Origin of the sequence: Arcticibacter pallidicorallinus (assembly GCF_003002875.1) — a bacterium.
Taxonomy (GTDB): domain Bacteria; phylum Bacteroidota; class Bacteroidia; order Sphingobacteriales; family Sphingobacteriaceae; genus Arcticibacter; species Arcticibacter pallidicorallinus.
Window position 1 is genome coordinate 426,227 of the sequence record NZ_PVTH01000002.1, and the last position, 21,166, is coordinate 447,392.

The 21,166-nt window shown below is 44.8% G+C and carries 15 protein-coding genes; 11 read left to right on the forward strand and 4 right to left on the reverse strand.

What is annotated here, in order from left to right:
• Positions 1–56: 56 nt before the first annotated feature.
• The 4 genes from B0I27_RS04605 to B0I27_RS04620 are packed head-to-tail and all read right to left on the reverse strand — an operon-like array spanning position 57 to position 5,470.
• Entirely contained in the window at positions 57–962 is a 906-nt protein-coding gene (locus tag B0I27_RS04605; protein WP_106291895.1) for a glycosyltransferase family 2 protein, read from the reverse strand.
• Positions 962–2,314: a flippase gene (locus B0I27_RS04610; RefSeq protein ID WP_106291897.1), complete on the reverse strand. Its 1,353-nt coding sequence runs from the start codon at positions 2,312–2,314 to the stop codon at positions 962–964. The genes B0I27_RS04605 and B0I27_RS04610 overlap by 1 nt, the downstream gene beginning before the upstream one ends.
• Positions 2,315–2,316: 2 nt before the next feature.
• Positions 2,317–4,689 carry a GumC family protein gene (locus B0I27_RS04615; protein ID WP_106291899.1) on the reverse strand — a complete coding sequence of 791 codons (2,373 nt, stop codon included), beginning with the start codon at positions 4,687–4,689 and terminating at the stop codon, positions 2,317–2,319.
• A 19-nt stretch (positions 4,690–4,708) separates the two neighbouring features.
• A complete protein-coding gene (locus B0I27_RS04620) occupies positions 4,709–5,470 on the reverse strand; it encodes a polysaccharide biosynthesis/export family protein (protein ID WP_106291901.1) in 762 nt (253 codons plus the stop codon).
• 506 nt (positions 5,471–5,976) lie between these two features.
• Between B0I27_RS04620 and rfbF the strand changes: the two genes are divergently transcribed.
• From rfbF to B0I27_RS04675, 11 genes are all read left to right on the forward strand, one after another.
• Positions 5,977–6,780, forward strand: a complete 804-nt coding sequence (gene rfbF, locus B0I27_RS04625; RefSeq protein WP_106291903.1) for a glucose-1-phosphate cytidylyltransferase — start codon at positions 5,977–5,979, stop codon at positions 6,778–6,780.
• Positions 6,781–6,798: 18 nt separating this feature from the next.
• Positions 6,799–7,893, forward strand: coding sequence for an NAD-dependent epimerase/dehydratase family protein (locus B0I27_RS04630; RefSeq protein ID WP_106291905.1), 1,095 nt, complete (start codon positions 6,799–6,801; stop codon positions 7,891–7,893).
• A 6-nt stretch (positions 7,894–7,899) separates the two neighbouring features.
• Positions 7,900–8,442, forward strand: a complete 543-nt coding sequence (gene rfbC, locus B0I27_RS04635; protein WP_106291907.1) for a dTDP-4-dehydrorhamnose 3,5-epimerase — start codon at positions 7,900–7,902, stop codon at positions 8,440–8,442.
• Between the two features lie 41 nt (positions 8,443–8,483).
• Entirely contained in the window at positions 8,484–9,470 is a 987-nt protein-coding gene (locus B0I27_RS04640) for an exostosin domain-containing protein (RefSeq protein WP_106291909.1), read from the forward strand.
• A gap of 5 nt (positions 9,471–9,475) precedes the next feature.
• Entirely contained in the window at positions 9,476–10,804 is a 1,329-nt protein-coding gene (locus B0I27_RS04645) for an NAD(P)H-dependent oxidoreductase (protein WP_106291911.1), read from the forward strand.
• 255 nt (positions 10,805–11,059) lie between these two features.
• Positions 11,060–12,454 (forward strand): exopolysaccharide biosynthesis polyprenyl glycosylphosphotransferase, encoded by a 1,395-nt coding sequence (locus B0I27_RS04650; protein WP_106291913.1) that lies wholly within the window; start codon positions 11,060–11,062, stop codon positions 12,452–12,454.
• Between the two features lie 136 nt (positions 12,455–12,590).
• Positions 12,591–13,028: an Hsp20/alpha crystallin family protein gene (locus B0I27_RS04655; RefSeq protein WP_106291915.1), complete on the forward strand. Its 438-nt coding sequence runs from the start codon at positions 12,591–12,593 to the stop codon at positions 13,026–13,028.
• Between the two features lie 262 nt (positions 13,029–13,290).
• The gene (locus B0I27_RS04660; RefSeq protein ID WP_245925432.1) at positions 13,291–14,661 is read left to right on the forward strand and encodes a glycoside hydrolase family 28 protein; all 1,371 of its coding nucleotides are present in this window, start codon (positions 13,291–13,293) and stop codon (positions 14,659–14,661) included.
• A gap of 225 nt (positions 14,662–14,886) precedes the next feature.
• Positions 14,887–18,006 (forward strand): SusC/RagA family TonB-linked outer membrane protein, encoded by a 3,120-nt coding sequence (locus B0I27_RS04665; RefSeq protein WP_219904986.1) that lies wholly within the window; start codon positions 14,887–14,889, stop codon positions 18,004–18,006.
• A 7-nt stretch (positions 18,007–18,013) separates the two neighbouring features.
• A complete protein-coding gene (locus B0I27_RS04670; protein WP_106291917.1) occupies positions 18,014–19,756 on the forward strand; it encodes a RagB/SusD family nutrient uptake outer membrane protein in 1,743 nt (580 codons plus the stop codon).
• 386 nt (positions 19,757–20,142) lie between these two features.
• Positions 20,143–21,126, forward strand: a complete 984-nt coding sequence (locus B0I27_RS04675; RefSeq protein ID WP_106291919.1) for a hypothetical protein — start codon at positions 20,143–20,145, stop codon at positions 21,124–21,126.
• Positions 21,127–21,166 lie beyond the last annotated feature (40 nt).

Sequence of the window (21,166 nt, forward strand, 5' to 3'; positions counted from 1 at the left end):
ATCTTTCTGGCCAACTTTAAGCATTGAATCGTACTCTTCTTCATAGACCGTCTCAACTACTCAACCAACTTGAAGGTAAAGCCATCCCGCATTGCCCTGGCAACTGTTGAAACGTGTTCAGGGAAAGCAGAGAACGTTTTCTTCCGAAGCGAAAGTTTACCGATCGCCAGGACACGATGTATGTTTGTGTAAGCTGCACGGCTGACCGCTATATAAGGATTTCCAAACTTTCTGTCGATGATGATCTGGTTTCTGATACGGTAATAGAGCTTCCAATCGACAGAGATCCCATTCACAGGAGGGTTAATCATCTTCGTCATGATGGCGTCGCGAACGAGGCCAACTTTGAACCCGGCGTTAAAGACTCTGGCCGAATAATCAGTATCATCATAAAAGATGAAATAGCGCTTGTCCACCCAACCCACTTTTTCTATAACTTTCCGGGAAAACATGGGTCCTTCAAAAGGAAAGGAGACGATGGTTTTGATTTTCTCCTTGTCCTGAAAATCCGAAGACTTAACGGGAGTAGTGGCTTCAGGCATAAAGGGGTTCCTGAAGTTGAATTTAGACCCGTATTGCCATTCTGATTCGGAATTGAAGAACTTTCTGTCGGGTTGCAATACATCAAACTGATTTTGGTAATAGGCGTTTGATGAGATCATCTCTTCGAGGCAGTTCAGCAGAGGGTCGACGTCATCGTCCATCATCCATATCCAGTCATAATTTCTTACATAGGCTTCTTTCATTCCCCTGTAAAAGCCGGCTGCTCCGCCGCCATTTTCCTGATGGAACACGATAAGGTCAGCCTGTGTATCAAGCCATTGCTGCGTACCGTCTGTACTGCTGTTGTTAATGACAATGATTGCGTCCAGAGGCTTTGTCTGATTCCTCAAAGAATCGATACATTTTTGGAGGAGGGCAAGCCTGTTGAAGGTAACGACTACTGCTGCGTATGTATTCATCAGATATTTTTATAAACCTTTTTTTTAAGTGTGAAAACGAAGGGTCTTACCAGCTGCGACAGGTGGCTAAGCCGGAAGTAGCTTATTTTTAAAAGCTGAATTTTTCTGGAGCAGAGGAAGATCCACATGGAGGAAGTGATGAATACCTCTGTCAGGAGCCAGGCCCATGCGGTGCCTGCAGCACCGGACTGTTTGGAGAGAAAATAATTTAGTATTAACCCAACGCCGGCTCCGAGCAACGTGATATTGAAGAACTGCTTATCCATCTTCAGATTGATCATCGTTTGGATACCGAACAGATCGCCCAGGGCCAGTATAAGGGGGACGAAACATAAGATTCGTAATACCGTTACAGCTTCTCCGAACTGGCTTCCGTAGAACATTTGAATCATCCAGGGAGCAAGTACCCAAATAACAGCGCCTGATACCGCGGTGAATATGGTGATGAAGGGTATCAGCTGACTGACCTTGGCGATCCCATCTGCTTTGCTTCTTCCAAAGCTCTCGCCAATAAAAGGAAAGAGGGATAGCCGCAAGGGTAGTGAAACAAATGTTTGCATAATCATGATGAGTTTCCAGCCTGCGGTGTAGAAAGCCACATCTTTATTTGTTTGCACAACTCCTAGAATAATGGTGTTTGTCGTGGTATAAAGTGTTACTACAATCATGGAGAAGAAGATCATCTTCTCGGTCCACAGCAACGTAAATATATTTTTTACACCAACAGGTATAATGGTGATATTGTATTTTCTGACCGCCCATACAAAGGAGCATAGTCCAACTGCTATTTGCGACAAGCTGAGGATCAAAGGTTGAAGCGCATAATCCTCCTCTTTTCTGACAATGAATAAAATAGAGATGGTGAACAGCAGCTTTGCTATGAAATTAAAAATAGCAACCTGATGCAGCTCCTGCAAGCCCTGATAAAGCCAATTCGGTGTGATAACCAGAGAAAAGCAGGCAATGTAGGTAAAAATGAACAAGTCTTTGTCTGCCGCCATCGCGGGCACCAGGAATAGTGACGGAACGAAGACGAGCAGGGATAGTGAAAGCAGCAAGATCTTAGCGAACAAGATATTGCTGAACACCCTGTTTCGTTCCTCCTTGTCATGGGGTGCCCGGGCGATTGCCCGCGTTGCTGTTAAGTCGAAACCATAGTTGATAAGCAGTGAAAAATAGGTAACTATGGCTGCCGCGAAATTAATAGCACCAAATTTATCAGGACCTATAATCCTGACGATAACAGGTACTGTCAGCAACGGTAAAACGTTGTTGGCAAACTGAACGAGACTTAAAGAAAAGAAATTTCTAACCAGCTTTTTTCCGGAGCTGAGCTGTTTGTTCGTGTCCAACGTTAGGAATTACTTAATAAAAGGCGATTTGATACCTCTCTCACAAAAGAATGCAGGGAGTGTTTTTTCTGCGTATTGATGGCGGTATAGTATTCATAACCATACTTGTATTCCCCGCGTTTCTGTATTGCATTAAAGACGACTTGCATTTTGGGTAATTTATGTTCCCTGAAGATTTTTTTAATAAAGCCGAGATGTTTACGATACGAGAAGTTCTGCCGTACAACATACAGTGAGGCATCTGCCACACGCGATATGATCATGGCATCTGTTACCAGGAATATCGGTGGCGTATCGAGTATAATGTCATCATATTCGGATCGCAACAGTTGGATGAGATCATCGATTTCGATATGTTCCAATAATTCCGATGGATTCTCCGGGAGCGCGCCCGTTCCGATAATGGAAAGATTAGGGTGCAATGCAGAGGTTTTAGTGATTTGATCGACAGAAGCCCGGCCATACAGAAAGTCACTCAATCCCAGCCCTTCCTTGCTGATATTAAAATTGGATGCGATCTTGGGTTTGCGGAGGTCCAGTTCCAGAATAATCGTTCTTCTTCCCGATGCCGCCAATGCTACACCCAGGTTACTCGCAACAAAGCTTTTGCCTTCGCCCGCAATACTGGAGGTAACGAGGGTGACGCGACCGCTTTTTTTCTTTTCATGCAGGTACAGGAGGTTGGTACGCAGAGAACGAAACTGTTCTCCGATGGCGAAGCGGCTTTTATTGTGAACAACAATCGGAGATTTCGAATACTCGTAAACCAGCTCTGCAGTTACAGGTACTCCCGTGCGTTCAATTTGTTCGGTAGACTGGATCTTATTGTTAAAAAGCTGTCTGCCGAAAAGTATTGTAGCGGGGAGGAGAATTCCGATGAATAAAGCTAGCGAGTACGTTAGTGGCTTCTTATAGGTATCGAGGTACGCACTGTCAACCGTTTGGCTAAATGCCAGGGTCGAGGCATGGCTTAAAGCCGCTTCTTCTCTCTTTTGCAAGAGATAGAGGTACAGGTTTTCCTTAATACTTTGCTGACGCTTAATGCTAACCAACTGCCTTTCATCACTTGGCAGATTTCTGATCGAGCCCTGAAAGTTGGAATTAAAAGATTCCAGCTGCCGGCGTGTGGAAACCAGGGAGTTTTTGATGTTACCGATGTTCTGTTTGATCGCGTTTTTTGTGCTGGAAATCTGTTGTCTGATGGGGTCAAACGCCGGGTTCTTCTCGGGAAGTGTACCCATTAGCTGTTGATATTGAAGCTGCAGATCGATGAGTTTGCTTACCCATGATGTGAGTGCAGGGTCATCAATTCCGATAGTCGAGGGCGCAGATGTGGAGGTATTATCAGGCGAGTTTACGTAACGCTCAATTCCCCTGATGACGTTTAGCTGGACATCGACTTCGTTCAGGTGTGCATCATTTACTCTTACGTTATCCAGGTAGACTTTGGATTCTGAGGAGATATCTGTTAGTCCGCGGCTGCTTCTGAAGCCCTCGACGTCCTTTTCAACCGAGTTGAGTTCGCCGGTTAGAGAAGAGAGACGCTCGTCAATAAATTTCAGGGCAGTACCCGCAACTCTTTCTTTTTCCCTCTCAGAAGCGATGTTATATTGAACGATGAGCTGATTCAGTATATCCTTTCCGCGTTTAAGTACATTTTCCTGAATACTGAGTTCAACTACAGATGCATTCTTATTTACTTCTGTCGCTTCTATCCGTCCGAGCAACTGGTCTGTGGCGAGCTCCGGATCCTTTACTTTGATGTTTATCGATTTTCCTATGAAGTTGTCAAAATTTGCGGTCTTCTCCAGCTTCCAGGACCCGAAATTATTTCGAAGTCTGTCTGAAAAGCGGAATTGCTTAACGTTCCCATCTGCATCTTCCAGAGAGAAAGTTTCGGCGTCCAGTATCGTGATAAGGAAATCCTTCGACTCGAAGTCCTGATCTTTTTTAATGATCCTGAACCTAAGTGGGGATTGGCCATATAGATCTTCACTTATTATACTCCCTTTTTCTTCGTAATGTGCCCACAGTTCCAGGTCTTTTACGACTTGCTGGATAACGGATCTCGACTTTAAGATTTCGATTTCGTCTTCCACACTCTTCCCTGTCTGGTAAGGTTTGATTATTTCGTTGAGGGAAGACTCAGAATTCGTGCTGCTTTTTTCGGCCTTGATCAGCAATTTGGCTTTTACGATGTACTCAGGCTTAGCATAGTGAAGGTACACGTAGGCGACAGCCAGCGAGCTTATTATGCAAACGAGAAACAAGGGCCAATAATAAAGATATCGGGAAAGAGTCTCTCCGAAGTTACTCGATCCATTCTCTTCGTCTTTCTCTATAAAGCGCGTTAGAGGAGTGTTTTCAGTGTTCATAGGGTGGGGTTTTCTTGTGTTAGCGGGTTAATAAGATAACCACGATTGACAGCGCTGAAAGCAGGATGCTGATGTTCCTGTAACTGTTGTCTACGCTTGCAAATTTGTTCTTACCTGGTTGGATATACAAAATGTCATTGGTCTTCAGGTAGAAATAAGGAGAGTTAAAGAGTTTTTTGGATGTAAGATCAATAGGGATGTACTCTCTTACTCCTTCGTTTTCCCGTATGAGCATGACGTTTGTACGGAGCGCCGTTATGTTCAGGTCACCGGCCATTGTTATTGCCTCTGCAATACTTATACGCTGATTCTGTACCGGATAGACGCCTGGCCGGAGAACGTCGCCCATGACGGATACCTTAAAGTTGAGTAGCCTGACGTTGACTACGGGCTGTTTCAGGTATTCTGTAAGTTGCTGTTGTATTTTCTCTCTGACTCCGGAAATGGTAAGGCCTGAAACTTTCACGCTTCCTACCAGGGGCAGCTGAATGTTTCCCTTCTCATCAACCAGATATCCGACGACCGGATTATTGGCGTTTTGGGTCGTTCCAGTTATCGTATTCAGATTGTAATTAAAGACCGATGAAGCCTCGGTGTTAAGGCTGCTTACATTTATTCCTAATACATCTTCCGGCTGTATGGTAACCGGTCGGAAATTAGCGATAGTTTCTTTGGAAGGAGTGTTTTGATTCAGATCCTGGAAATAAGGCACGCCTTTGTAGCTGCAGGCGGGAAGGAGGCACACTAAAAGAGCTGACAAGAAAAATAGGTGTTTATACATATTCGAAATTTTTTAAGGTAGCATAGCTTCGCCACTCCAGTTACATGGATCTGTTATCATCATGAGGATTCAGTTGGAACTAGCGTTAAACAACTCAAAAGTAGCTGAAAATGACGTTTCAAAATGGGATGTGCTTAGTTTGTAGAACGTTCTGTAAAATATGAGTAAATAAATGGCGGGCTGTGAACACCTTTTGCTCAGATTATCACTGTCCGTTTAAAATAAGCTTGTCGCAAGCCTGCATTTAAGATGAACCGTATCGAATCTATTCGCGATCGGCAGAGATTTAGGAGTGATCTGACAAGATTTCGAAGTTCAGTTTAAGTGCGGTTACGCTAATTATGAACTTGTTATCTGGGAGAGAGGCAGAACGCGGTTCCCGCTGCTTTACACAACTTTACATTATTGTACTCATAACCATGTTGTGTTGCTTTTTTCTGCTCAAGTCACTTTACTTTAGCTTCAAATCAGGACGAAATTCTCTGGCTCATTAACGAAAATAAGATATGAAAGCAGTTATACTCGCAGGCGGTTACGGTACCCGTATTAGTGAAGAAAGCGGAATCAGGCCAAAGCCAATGGTGGAAATCGGAGGCAGGCCGGTTCTCTGGCACATAATGAAAATTTATTCTCATTATGGCATCAATGATTTTGTTATCTGTTGCGGGTATAAAGGTCATATCATCAAAGAGTACTTCGCCAATTATTTTCTGTATAACTCTGATGTAACGTTTGATATGTCCAATAATAGTATGGAAGTCCATCAGGTGCATTCAGAACCCTGGAAAGTAACATTGGTTAACACTGGATATAATACTATGACGGGCGGGCGCCTTAAGCGCGTGAGGGAATATCTGGGTAATGAGACATTTTGTATGACATATGGCGACGGATTGAGTGACCTGGATATAGGCGCAGTAATATCCTTCCACCGTTTGCAGGGTACGCTGGCAACTCTTACAGCAGTACAACAGCCCGGACGTTTCGGGGCTTTTAACCTCGGATCAGATGATACCAAAGTAAGCAGGTTTCAAGAGAAGCCTAACGGAGAAGAAATGCCCTGGATAAACGGTGGCTTCTTTGTGCTGGAACCCGAGGTGCTCGACTACATAGAAGCAAATGAAACCGTTTGGGAACGGGAGCCTCTGGAAATGCTATCCAAGGAAGGGGAACTTTCTGCCTACCGCCATAATGGTTTTTGGCAGCCAATGGACACACTGAGGGACAAAACCCTTCTGGAAGACATGTGGAATAAAGGTAAAGCACCCTGGTATAACAAAATCGTTTCCAGCAATCAAGTAAGTTACTAAATAGTACAAACGCTCAATATGAAAATTTTAATTACCGGTAACATGGGTTACGTAGGGCCAGGTGTTGTAAGCCACTTACGTAAAACCTTCCCTGAGGCCACGCTCGTTGGTTACGACATGGCGTACTTTGCTTCTTCCCTAACCAATGCGTCTTTGCTTCCCGAGCATAGTCTAGACGTTCAGTTGTTTGGGGATGTCAGGAACATGTCTGCAGACGTCCTTGAAGGTGTGACGGCAGTTGTACATCTGGCAGCAATTTCCAATGACCCAATGGGTAACAAGTATGAGCAGATAACGCTGGACGTTAATTACCGTTCATCAGTGGCCATCGCCAAGATGGCGAAAGCGGCGGGAGTAGGCTCATTTATCTTCGCTTCCAGCTGCAGTGTATATGGTGCAGCCGGAGATCAGGCAAAAAATGAAAGCTCAGCCTTGAACCCATTAACGGCGTATGCGAAGTCAAAGGTCTTTACAGAACTTGATCTGGAGCATCTTGCAGATGCGGACTTCAAAATTACTTGCCTGCGGTTCGCTACAGCCTGCGGCATGAGCGATCGTTTGCGGCTCGATCTTGTTTTAAATGATTTTGTTGCGGCAGCTGTTGTTTCCGGACGCATCAGTATTTTAAGTGACGGAAGTCCCTGGAGGCCTTTGATTCACGTCAAAGATATGGCCAGGGCTATCGAATGGGGCGTTCTGCGCGACATTGCTAACGGTGGTGAATTTGTTTCTGTCAACGCAGGTTCGGATGAATGGAACTACCAGGTTAAAGATCTCGCCGAAGCGGTTGTTGCTGTAATCCCGGGAACGACTGTCCATTTAAATACAGAGGCGGTGCCCGACAAGCGGTCTTATAGGGTTGACTTCGAGTTATTCAGGCAACTTGCCCCCAATCACCAGCCGGTATATACCTTAAATCAGACCATTACAGAGCTGTATGAAAGTTTGGTAGCCATGAAGTTCTCTAATGTAGAGTTTCGCGATTCCCTCCTTATGAGGCTGAAGCTATTGACAAGCCTGCAAGAGCGCGAATATATAAATGAAGAACTTGAATGGAACCATAAGCCTAACCTAAGAGCAGAGGCCCAGCCTTCACTTGAAACAGCAAAATAGAAAGAGATGATTTTTACAGAGACAAAGCTGAAAGGCGCATACATTATCGATGTTAAAAGACTGGAAGACGAGCGCGGTTTCTTCGGACGATCTTATTGTCAGAAAGAGTTCGAACAATACGGATTGAATACGGCTATGGTACAGACAAACGTAAGCTATAATGCAAAGAAAGGCACCTTACGGGGTATGCATATGCAAGTAGCCCCCTACGAAGAAACGAAACTGGTGCGTTGCACAAGGGGTGCTATCTATGATGTCATTGTCGACATGCGTGAAGGGTCTGAGACCTTTAAGCAATGGATAGGTGTAGAACTTACCGCCGACAGTTATCGGATGCTGTATGTTCCGGAGGGCTTCGCCCACGGTTTTATCACATTGGCGGATAATACAGATGTGACTTATCAGGTGACTCAGTTTTATACAGCCGGCTCTGAAAGAGGATACAGGTTTGATGATCCTGAAATCGGCATTGTTTGGCCGATCGACCCTATGGTGGTGTCTCAAAAAGACCTAAGCCATTCATTACTCAACTCTGTGCTGGCGTCCTGAGGGATGCTGGTGCTGGAGTTCTTTAAAACATAATTGCCACCATGAGCTACGATGCACACATTCGTCAGTACCCGGCCGCTAAGGTTTTTATAACATCCGCTTATAACGACCCCGAGCCGATATCCTCTTTCCTGGAGATCGCGAAACTAGACAAGATCAAAAGGCATACACTAGTTGATGACCCGGAGAGGGCGGATATTATTTTATTTATAGAAAATTCAAGATACCATTTTGATCCTTTTTTCAGAGCGCTGAAAAGGAATTACCTCGTAAGGATGTACCCCGATAAAGTATATATGTACAATCCGCACGACAGGCCATGGTTTATTCTTAAAGGACTGTACGCCTGCGTACCACGTAGGCTTTACAACAGCAATCTGATGGCCGCAACGCCCTATATTGAAACGACCAACTCTTTTATCCGCTGTGACAATGAAGTTGATCCTAAATACCTGTTTTCTTTTATGGGAAGCATTAGCTCCGGCATCAGGAAAAAGATCATGAGTCTGACTCACTCCCGCGGATATCTGGATGATTGTAAAGGAGAGTCGTTCGGAAGGCACCCGCTTTCATCTAAAATGCATTATGCGAATCTGCTTTCCGAGAGTAAATTCGTCCTTTGTCCTAAAGGCTTTGGCCCTTCTTCTATTCGGATTTTTGAAACCATGAAGGCGGGAAGAGTTCCTGTGATCATCTCAGATGAGTGGGTAGGTCCTCCCGGTCTGCCATGGTCAGACTTTTCGGTCTTCATACCCGAAAACAGGGTGGATGAAATTCCCTCAATACTCGAAAAAGAGGAAGCTTCATGGGAAGCTAAGGCTAAACTATCCCGGCGTATTTGGGAGGAGAACTTCGCTTCGGATACACTTTTTCATTATTCCATTAATAGCCTGCTCGGACTTAAAAGATCATCGAACAAAAACATGAACGTTTACCTGCGGCTAAACCATTCTGTGGCCTTTCTCAAGTATTCCTTCGGGAAACATGTCGTAAAAGAGCTCAGATCTTTTCTTCACTTTCAAATTTAAGCTCAATGATAATAGTAGATAAAGCCCTGGCAAAACGGCAGGATGAAAATAGACCGGTAAGGGTTGGTATGGTAGGCGCGGGATTTATGGGCAGAGGGATAGCGCTTCAGATCTCGCAGTTTGTACCGGGAATGGTTCTTGTAGCTATCGCAAACAGAACAGTTGATAACGCCCGGAGAGCGTATGTAGAAGCCGGAATATCTGATATAGATACGGTATCGACAAGAGAAGAGCTGGAGGCCAATATCCGGAACTCGGTTGTAAGTATTACGGATGATGCCATGTTGATCTGCCAGGCAGAAGGTATAGACGCGGTAATCGAGGTGACGGGAGCTGTAGAGTTCGGAGCTAAGGTTGCTTTAACAGCGATCAGAAATAAGAAACACATCATTCTTATGGACGCTGAGGTGGACGGCACGGTGGGGCCGATCCTCAAAGTTTATGCAGATCAGGAGGGTGTGGTCTTTACGAACGTTGACGGCGACCAACCGGGGGTGGAGATGAATCTTTACCGCTTCGTTAAGTCGCTGGGAGTTAAACCGGTTTTGTGCGGAAATATCAAAGGTCTTCATGACCCCTACAGAAACCCAACCACCCAGGAGGGTTTTGCAAAGAAGTGGGGACAAAAACCCGCTATGGTTGCGTCTTTTGCCGATGGAAGTAAAATCTCGTTTGAACAAGCTATCGTAGCGAACGGAACAGGTATGCGCGTTGCTAAAAGAGGCATGCACGGTCCGGCCCTGCCTTCCGGAACGCCGTTGAAGGAGGTGCTCAGCGCTTACCCACTCGAAGATCTGTTGGAAGGACCAGGTATAGTAGATTATGTGGTAGGCGCAGAGCCGGGTCCCGGAGTTTTTGTGTTAGGAACTCATGATCATCCTGCACAGCAACATTATCTCAATCTGTACAAGCTGGGTGAAGGACCACTTTATCTTTTTTACACACCCTATCATTTGTGTCATTTTGAAGTGCCGTTGACGGTTGCTCGTGCGGTTTTATTCGATGACGCGGCACTCGCACCAATAGGTGCTCCCTGTGTTGAGGTGGTTGCTACCGCTAAGATAGATCTTAAGGCTGGCGATGTGATAGACGGCATCGGACATTATATGACGTATGGCTTGTGTGAGAACGCAGATATAACAGAAAACGGCAACCTGCTACCATTGGGAGTAGCTGAGGGGTGTGTCCTTAAAAATAACATACCAAAGGACCAGGTCATTACCTATGACGATGTTATTCTCCCCGAAGGACGACTGATCGATCAGCTAAGGACCGAACAAACTGAATATTTCGCAATGATGCGGAATACCGAACTTTTATTAAGCAATGCTTGATAGCCCAGCTGATCTGAAGAGCTGATTCAAATAAAAATTTGGGGCGGTTATATATGTCCTTGCCGCCCCGATCTTATCAAAACCAGCCCTGACAGATAATGAAAGTGCATCTTACCTGAAAATACCAATAAGCGTTGAAGATAGTGCAGGGTGTTTCTGTCTTGTGCCGCTCTGTTTTTATCCAGATTTTAACTTAACATTGATATATTTGGCTTAGGAAAAGCTGTTTTTGTTTTTTTCCATCCCTAGTGCTAAATGAAAACTCGCTATTCGTATCTTTTTCATTATATTCTGATTGTAACAGACCTCCTTGTTATCAATCTTGCTTTTTTTATTGCATGGTATCTGGTTTTTGGGATGGAGGCTCCTACATTTCAATCCTCGTCCCGGAATATCATCCTTGTGAACAACCTGGTGTGGCTCTCTCTGTCGAGTTTTATCGGAATGTATCGCAGAGACAGACTCGGAACCCTTCGTGCGGTCTTTAAATCCTGTGGTAAAGCGTACTTCGGACATATCATCCTGATGGGCTTTTATTTGTTCTTCTCGGGCCTAAAGCCCTTTGTTTCCGATGATTTCATTATTATTTATTATGTGAGCCTGGGACTGATGTTCTTTATCAGCCGGATCGCTGCGGCCTTTATTGAGCTCGGGTTATTCCGCTATCTTAACGTAAGGCGTCCCGTTTTGATCATCCCCCAGAACAGCATGGGGTTACGCCTGGCGTCTAACCTGGAGATGAACCAGAACTATCATTTCCGAGGCTTTAAGTTTACGAGTGATACAGATTTGTTCGACCGCGCAAGCGGCCGCCTGGTTCCTGAGGTATCAAAAGTATTCAACGAGTGTTCAAATAAAGGGATAAACGATATCTATGTTATCCTTAATTATGAGAACCTTAAATACGGACAGGCTCTGGATGAAGAAGCAGAACGTGCCTGTGTTCGTTTGAATATTGTGCCCGATCTTGTTGGAGATTTGTCCATGCCTTACAGCACAGAACACATGGGTCAGTTCACTGTCATCAGTTTACGGCACGAGCCCCTGGAGAGTATACAAAACCGGTTTAAGAAGCGAGTATTTGATCTCATCTTCAGCAGTCTGGTTATCGTATTCTTATTAAGCTGGCTGGTGCCTATACTGGCAATTATCATCAAAGTTCAGAGCAGAGGGCCCGTGTTTTTTAAGCAGTTAAGAAGCGGACGGAATAATGAGCCTTTTTATTGCTATAAATTCAGGAGCATGCGAATGAACGACGATAGCCATGTAAGGCAGGCGACAAAAAACGACGATCGTATCACACCTATCGGCAGGTTTATGAGGAGGACAAGCGTTGATGAGCTCCCACAGTTTTTTAATGTGTTAATCGGCAATATGAGTGTTATAGGCCCTCGTCCGCATATGCTGAAGCATACCGAACAGTACAGCGCGATTATCGACCAGTACATGGTACGACAATTCTTAAAGCCCGGTATTAGTGGCCTTGCGCAGGTAAATGGCTTCCGCGGGGAAACAGAAGATCCGGAACTGATGCGAAAGCGTGTAGAATATGATCTGATGTATATGGAGAGCTGGCGCCTGTCGTTAGATGTAAAGCTTGTTTTGCTCACTATCATAAATACCTTTAAAAAAGAGGAAAAGGCATATTAGTGCCGTTTTGACGTGTGTTTTCTCGGTTTGCTGCAATTTTGGCGGTTTATATTGGTTTGAGGAACGCTATATTGAGTTGGCATTTACTTTGAATCAACCCTTGTATATCATAGTAACAAATACAAGGAGAAATAAAATGTCACTAATAACATTCAGCAACACTCGGAACCAGCGTTTATCACCGGCATTTAACGGCGTTTTTGAATCAGTGTTAAACGATTCGCTTATTTCAGACCGTTCAGTCTCTAAAGTTCCTGCGGTAAATATCAGTGAAGATAAAAGTCATTACAGTATTGACCTTGCCGCACCTGGATTGAATAAAGAGGATTTTAAGATCCAGCTTGACAAAAATATATTGACTGTTTCTGTAGCTCGTACTCCGGAAGATAAAACGGAAGGTAGGCGTTATACCAAGCGCGAGTTCAGTTACCATTCGTTTTCACGGGCGTTTGTGTTACCGGAAAGTGCAGACAATTCTGCGATTGAGGCAGAATATACGCAGGGGGTTCTTTCCATTCGCGTAGCGAAGAAGGAGCAGGCTAAGCCAATTGCGAGACAAATTCAAATCAAGTAGTAATTAGTAGTTTTTCAGGAAAGAGCCGTTCGGTAGTACCGGGCGGCTCTTCTTGTTTAGTTCCCGGGAAAGTAACATTCATCAAATCATTTGATGAATGTTATATTGAATGGGTACTTTTGGAGCGAACCACACAAGATTATTAATGAAGCGTTACTTTTTTTTAGTTCTACTAACGGCGTTCAGCTGTTTCGCCTTTGCGCAAGCAATTCCGGAAAGGTTAACATCAATACCTTATAAGTCGCAGGTCGGCGCGTTAAATATGCCTCACGAAATCGCCCCTGTAACGGCACCTTTCCCGATGCGGCAATTCCAAAGGCCGGTTTTTCCGTCGCGTACTTTATCTATCACCCGTACAGGTGCAAAACGTAATAAGATGTCGACCAAGGCCATTCAGTCTGCCATTGACCAGCTTAATAAGAAAGGCGGCGGTGTGGCCATCGTCCCTAAAGGAATTTGGAAAACCGGAAGGATATCTTTGAAGAGTAATGTCAACCTTCACCTGGAGGAGGGCGCAGAGCTGCATTTTAGTTCAGAGATCGAAGATTACCGACCTGCTGTCTTTACACGTAACGAGGGAATTGAACTGATGTCCTTAGGGGCCTGCATTTATGCTAACGGGCAGACTAATATCGCCGTTACCGGTAAAGGAAAACTCGTAGGTCCGGGACAAGGCTCCGTAAGAAAGCAAGTGATGGAAGTTGATGTGATCGAAAATGTAGTTCCCTGGGATAAGCCGGTATCCGAACGAGTATACGAAGGTTACAATGGAGAATTTATTTTTCTTCCGATGTTTATCTCTCCAATCAATTGTAAAGATGTATTTATTGAAGGAGTTTCTCTCGAAAATACGGCGTTCTGGAATATCGTACCTGTCTACTGTGATGGGGTGGTCATTCGTGGGGTCATCGTTAATTCGGTAGGTATTCCGAGAGGGGACGGAATTGACGTAGAATCTTCCAGAAACGTGCTGATCGAGTACTGTACTCTGGCCTCCGGAGACGACTGTTTTACTATTAAGGCTGGTAGAAGTAAAGACGGCCTTCGTGTTAACAAGCCTACAGAAAATGTAGTGATACGATATAGTCTGGCTCAAAAAGGACATGGGGGAATAACCTGCGGCAGCGAAACCGCAGGAATGATACGAAATCTGTATGTACATGATTGTGTATTTGACGAGACCGGCGTCGGTATACGGTTTAAGACACGCCGAAATCGTGGGGGCGGAGGTGAAAATATATTCTATGAACGAATAAGAATGAATCTCGAGCATACTGCTTTCAACTGGGACATGCTCGGGAACGCCATGCATATGGGAGAACTGGCCAGCAGGTTCCCCCTGAGGGAGGTAAATGAGCTTACTCCTGCATTCAGAAATATTTCAATCAAGGATATCATCGTAGAAAGGTCCTCTCAGTTCATCAAGATCAATAGTATTCCTGAATCGCCGCTAAGCAACGTAACCCTCGAAAATATATCGGTGAATTCAGACAAGCTGATTACCATCAATGACGCTAAGAATATTCTCATAAAAAATACTAGCGTGAATGCTAAAGACTCAGAAATCAGGATTGACGCCTCCAGTAACGTCGTTTTTGATAGGATGAGCGTGGAAGTGCAGGCTTCCAAATAATCACAGCAAAAGGCAGATGGAGTTCTTCTATCTGCCTTGTTTTTTAGCTAAAATGATACATACTTATGGATAGATCCTACAATGGGATTTATTAAGAGCATTGTATCTTTGCTCTATTATAATACCTTCAATCTCATTAGATAGCACTTTGACCATTTTGCTAATGCAGAGACCAATATGCATTCAGGGGTTTGTGGGCTTTGTTGTACTATATTAACCACATTTATGATTTATTTATTCGAAAGTGTAGTATCTGGCAGGTTTACTTGTCGGAACGTCTTCAAGACGTTGAAGATGGTCACTGTACTGATGTTCGCGGGGGCGACTCAGGCAAGTGCAGTAGATCGTTCATTTATTTCTACCGAATTGAGGTCTTTATCAGCAGCACCTGTGACAGGAACCGTTATAGCCGCTGATGGTGAGCCATTACCGGGTGCCTCCGTCTTGATAAAAGGTACTACTCAGGGTGCTTCGACAGATATCAACGGTAAATTCACAATAAACGTCGCAGACGGAGCATCTGCAACTCTTGTCGTGAAATACATCGGTTTTAAAACCAAGGAAGTTGTTGTAAACAGCGGACAAAAGAACATTACGATCACTCTTGATAGTGATGACTCTGTGCTCGACGAAGTTGTTGTTATCGGTTACGGAACGATTAAAAAGAGAGATTTGACCGGTTCTGTGGCTTCAGTTAAGTCCGAAGATATCACCCGCGTTCCTACTCACAATGCAGCTGAAGCTATTCAGGGAAAAATTGCAGGAGCCGACATTACCCGGAGTTCCGGAGCAGCAGGTGGCGGTACCAATATCGTTATCCGTGGTACCAGAACAATTAAAGGTGCCAATAATAATCCCTTAACGATTATTGATGGATACCAGGGAGGTAATATTTCTGATCTGAACCCCAATGATATTGAATCGATCGAAGTGTTGAAGGATGCGTCTTCAACCGCGATTTACGGAGCGCAGGGAGCAAATGGTGTTATCATCGTTACTACCAAAAAAGGAGTTGAGGGCAAAACTAAAGTAGCTTACGATGGCTACTACGGTGTAAATAACTATATGTACCCCAATGCCAGAACTCAGGATGATTATATCAAGCTCAGGAGAGAAGCTTACAGAACCACAGGAGAGTGGAGCAGCCCGGCTGACGATGCATTTATCTTTTCTGAGCAAAATGGAGAGTGGGATGCTGTTCAGGCAGGTCAATGGGTAAACTGGACCGATTTGCTTATGCAAACAGGTAATCAGCAAAGCCACGCACTTTCTCTTAACGGAGGAACGGATAAGACCAAGGTTTTTGCTTCGGGAAGTATTTTCCAGGAAGACGGAATGCTGAAGAACGACAATTATATCCGTTATAGCGGCAGGTTTAATATTGATCAGAAGATCAACGACTGGGCTAAAGCCGGTTTCTTAACACAAGCTACCTATTCCAAAACGAACAATCGTGTTGACCCAATGGGCCGTGCGCTGACTACCAGTCCGCTTGGTGTTCCCTTTGATGAGAATGGAAATGTAGTTACTTTCCCTATTATTTCCGACCAAACGCGTATAAGCCCATTGGCAGACGAAAAGAACGAACATATTGCACGTAACAATACGCTGCGGATGAACACCATGATCAATGGATTTTTGGAGTTAACTCCGATAAAGGGTCTGTCATTGCGTACGAACCTGGGAACCAATATTACCTCTTCCCGTATAGGAGTTTATAATGACGCTCAATCACTTCAACGTGCTGATATCAGAACCTCGTTCGCATCATCACAGACTGGCTTAAGCCGTTACCTGAACTGGGATAATATTGTGACTTATGCAAAGGAAGTAAACGATCATTCTTTTACTTTAACGGGTATAACCAGTTACATCCAGGATGATACCGAATACACTTATGCAGATGGTGTTGGCCAGTTATTGGCTTCTCAGTTGTTTTATGGTCTGAACTCAACATCAACATCCGTTGTAAGAAACATCAGGTCGCCTTTTACCGGTAGCAAGAATATGGCTTACGCCGGTAGGTTAAACTACAGTTACAAAGGGAAATATTTGTTAGCGGCTTCCGGTCGTTATGACGGATCTTCACGATTGACTAAAGGTAATCAATGGGATTTTTTCCCTTCTGTAGCCTTGGGCTGGAATATCAGTGACGAAGCATTCTTGAAAGATGTCCGTGCTATCACTAATTTGAAGTTGCGTGCAAGCTATGGTGTATCCGGAAATTACTCTATTGAACCTTATGGAACGCAGAGTGTGGTAGATCCAAGTACACGAATGAGCTTTGGAAACGTAGGAGCTCCAATATATACTTTTGCTGCGACCGCAGGGAATACCACTTTAGGTTGGGAGAAGTCGGCAACGACAGATATAGGATTTGATCTGGGCTTATGGAATGGTAGGGTTTCAGTAACAGCTGACTACTACAAAACCGTAACGTCTGACATTCTACTTCTGCGCACACTTCCTCTATCATCAGGAGTTACCGATGTGTACGAAAATATCGGAGAAACCATGAATAAAGGTATTGAGTTAGGGATTACGTCTCAAAACGTGAAAACCAACGACTTCCGGTGGTCTTCGACATTGACCTTCTCCAAAAACAAGGAAGAGATTTCCAAGTTAATCGACGGTAAGGATATCATCGATGCGAGGGATCCTGAGCGTAATTCACTTTTATTAGGAAGACCGATCAAATCTTTCTACACATACAGGAAGTTAGGCATCTGGCAAACAGATGAAGCTGAAGAAGCTGCTAAGCTTAAGTTCAATAATGTCGCTTTCCAGCCTGGAGATATTAAACTGGCTGATTTGAATGGAGACGGAGTAATCACGGCTGATGCTGACCGCGAGTACATCGGATCAACCGTGCCAAAATGGGTTGCTGGTTTACAGAATACGTTCAGCTATAAAGCTTTTGATTTGAATGTGTTTGCGGTTGCCAGATATGGCCAAATGATGGACGCACAATTCCTGGGTCGCTTTAATCCTGCCGGAACAGCAAACGGACCGGACATTATCGACTACTGGACACCTGAAAATCCAACAAACGATTTCCCACGTCCGAAAAAAGGTTCGACTCTTAGCAACTATGCAGGCTACCAAAGTCTTACATTCATCGATGGGTCTTATTTCAAATTGAGAAATGTCACTCTCGGTTACACGTTTCCAGCAAACGTAGCTAAAAGGTTAATGCTGAATAAGCTACGCGTATATGCTACAGCTTCTAACGTATTAACTATAGCGAAGAGTGACATGGTGAAAGATTATGATCCTGAAAGAGGCGGAAGTGAATCCAATCCTCTGGGAAGACAGTTTGTTTTTGGTATTAACCTAGATTTATAAGATAGATATGAAACTGAGAAATATAGCGATAGCGGGGCTGGTAAGTGTAACACTATTTTCCTGCAACGATCTTGAAGAATATAATCCATCCGGAGCTACGGCTGAAGCGGTATGGTCAACTCCTGAAGGGTTTGTTACTGTTGTTAATTCGGCCTATGCCGAGCAGCGCGCCTGGTATGGTAAAGAAGACGGAATTTTTATGTCGGAAGCCGGTTCGGATCTTTGGTATAACAGAGATAAGGATAGCTACGCCAATCAACTTACCTATTATTCCGGACTGGGTCCGTCTACCGGTAACCCAAACAGAGCTGCCTGGACACGTCTTTGGAAAGGTATCAACCAATGTAATGCAGGTATAAACCGCATTGATCAGGCCGGATTTACCAATGAGGCTGAAAAAAACAAACGTCTCGCCGAGCTAAGATTTATGCGTGCCTTCTATTATTGGCATGTTGTGGAAACCTGGGGAGGAGTGATGTTGAAAACGGTAGAAACTACAGATCCCAAAGAGTCTTTAACAGCAACCCGTAGTTCTGTTGAAGAATTCTATGATCTTATTATATCTGATCTTCAGTTTGCGGCTGAGAACCTTCCGCTGCAACAGGCATGGGGAAATGAGTATAGCCGTGCAAGTAAAAAGTCTGCCTTAGGCTTTCTGGCTCGTGCGTACCTGTCCAGAGCTTACTACGCTCAGGGTGCAGAACGCGAGCAGTACTTCACCAAAGCGCGTGATGTAGCAAATGAAGTAATTAGCAGAAAGGGTGAATTTGGGGTGGATTTATGGTCCAGCTACGCTGACCTTTGGAAGCCTTCTAATAATAAAAACAATAAGGAAGCGCTTTATATTATCAGCAATGCAACCGACTTCGGACTGAATTATGACAACAACGGTAACCGTCTTTATCAGGTATTTCAGGCGCCATACAACGGCAGACCTGGTCTGGTGAGAGATCTTGCAAACGGTTACGAAAGCAGCCGCCGTTTAATGTCTTCTTTGCACCTGTTAGATTTATTCGACGCAAGCAAAGATGCGCGGTACAACGCAACATTCCAGGAAGTGTGGATTGCTAATACAGCGTACACCTGGACAGCGAACGATGTGGCTACTTACGGAAAAGATCCAAGCCTGGTTGGCAAAAAGATCAATATAGGCGATACTGCCATGGTCGCTACGAAGAGCGTGATCGCCAACAAGTCTCAGAAGCCTTATGTTGTATACGATAGAAATGACATTTACAATGCAAACGGTACAATCGTAAATGGCAGGTTTTATGTAAACATGAAGAAGTTTATGGACCCAGACCGGACAGATGCGAATGCGCAGCCCGGCTACAAGGATGTTATTGTGATGCGTTTGGCTGAAATGTATTTAATTTCAGCTGAAGCTGAGATGCAGTTGGGTCGCAACGCTGAGGCAGCAGACATGATAAATGTACTTCGCAGACGTGCCGCACAGAAAACACCGACAGATATGACCAGTCAGATGCTGGTAACGGCATCACAGATAAACAAAGAGTTTATCCTTGATGAAAGGGCTCGCGAGTTGAGTGGCGAACACCTCAGATGGTTCGATTTAAAGCGTATGCTTGGAAGCGGCACTGATGGGTCAGCGTTTGCAGCTTATATCAAAGCTAAAAATCCGGATATCACACAGGTCCAAAATTTCCATATCCTGCGTCCAATCAGACAAGAGGAGCTGAATACACTGCTGAACGGAGCAGAGTTCGGACAAAATCCAGGATATAACTAGCGTTTGTTCTGGTTCTATAAAACGAAAAAGAGGCTACATCATTGAAGAAATGATTGGCCTCTTTTTCGTTTTAATAGAGTGCTGTCGTCAGTCTTCGGTACAGCACTTCTCCGGGTCCTATAAAGTCGCTGTTATATGCAGCCGATAATCAGCACTCATCGTACCGCGATAAGTCCGACCTGAGAAGCTCGAAGTCGGACTTATCACTGTTTTTTATCTTGATATCCAGCTTCCCATATAAAGAAGTACTAAGCTCCGTAGAAGCGAGGCTTGACTGCTTTTGAGGTACGTTATTTTAAAAAATCCATAAAATTTTGTCGATTTTGGCGAAAAAATCGTCACCTGCTTTCCGCCGGATTACCTTGTTCTAAAAATCAAATAAGGTCATGGCAAAAGTAGACAAGAAAGGAATCATACGCGGAACAGCAGGTTCCGTTATATATCGCGGTTACCGCGATATGAACATCATCCAGGGGAAACCCCGCAAATTCGAGCAGACCAGTGCAAGCATCCGGGCCTCCACCGAGTTCGGTCTTTCCAGTACCACGGCGGCAGTGATCCGTCAGGCCTTCGAGCCGGCCTATGTGCACCGGGACGGCGAGGCAGTGAGCCGCAGCACACAGCTGGTGTACCGGGGGATTCGGGGCAGCCTCACAGGAAGCGTCGGTCAGCGCGACCTGCATGATGCGGATCTGGAGAGCCTCATCGGGATGGACTTCAATATGAAGAGCCGGCTGAGCGATGTGCTGCAGGTCAGTCAGAGGGTGGAGCGGGATGAAGAGGGTCGCCTCAGCGTGTTCATGGGGGCATTGGATGCGAAAAAAGACCTGAAGGTGCCGCTCAGCATCAGCAAACCAGCGACTAAGTACAGGCTCCGTTTCAGCCTGATTGGCTTTAATTTCCGGAAGGAGTACTATGAATATCTGGAAGTGAAAGATCTGGAGTTCCGCTGGCAGGCCAAGCTGGAAGCCCGGGAGATCCGCTTTGAAACCCGGCCGGAAGCCGATCAGCTGCTGATGCTCAGCGTATCGCTGATGGCCTATAGCGAAACCCGGATGGAAGAGGGCTATGTATTGCTGAATAGCAAGGAGTTCAGTCCCTGCGCTATCATTGCTGCTTTCCACGCGGAAGAACCGGGAGAATACCCTGCGAGTCCTGTGAATATGGCACTCAATGAGGCGCAGCAAACAAGGGGATCGTCCATTAATAACATGTGTTACGAAGGCAACAGGCTGCTGCGGGATCAGGAACGAAGGAAAGAGAAAATAACAATGACAACGAAGATAACCACAAAGCAACGGCCGAAAGAAGATGAAAGTAAAGTGCATTGCCAACCAGGGAAGCGGGTGTTGTTTTCTTCTAAACGTTAAGTCAACTACCAGCTGTCTAGCAGCATTTTACCTTAATTCA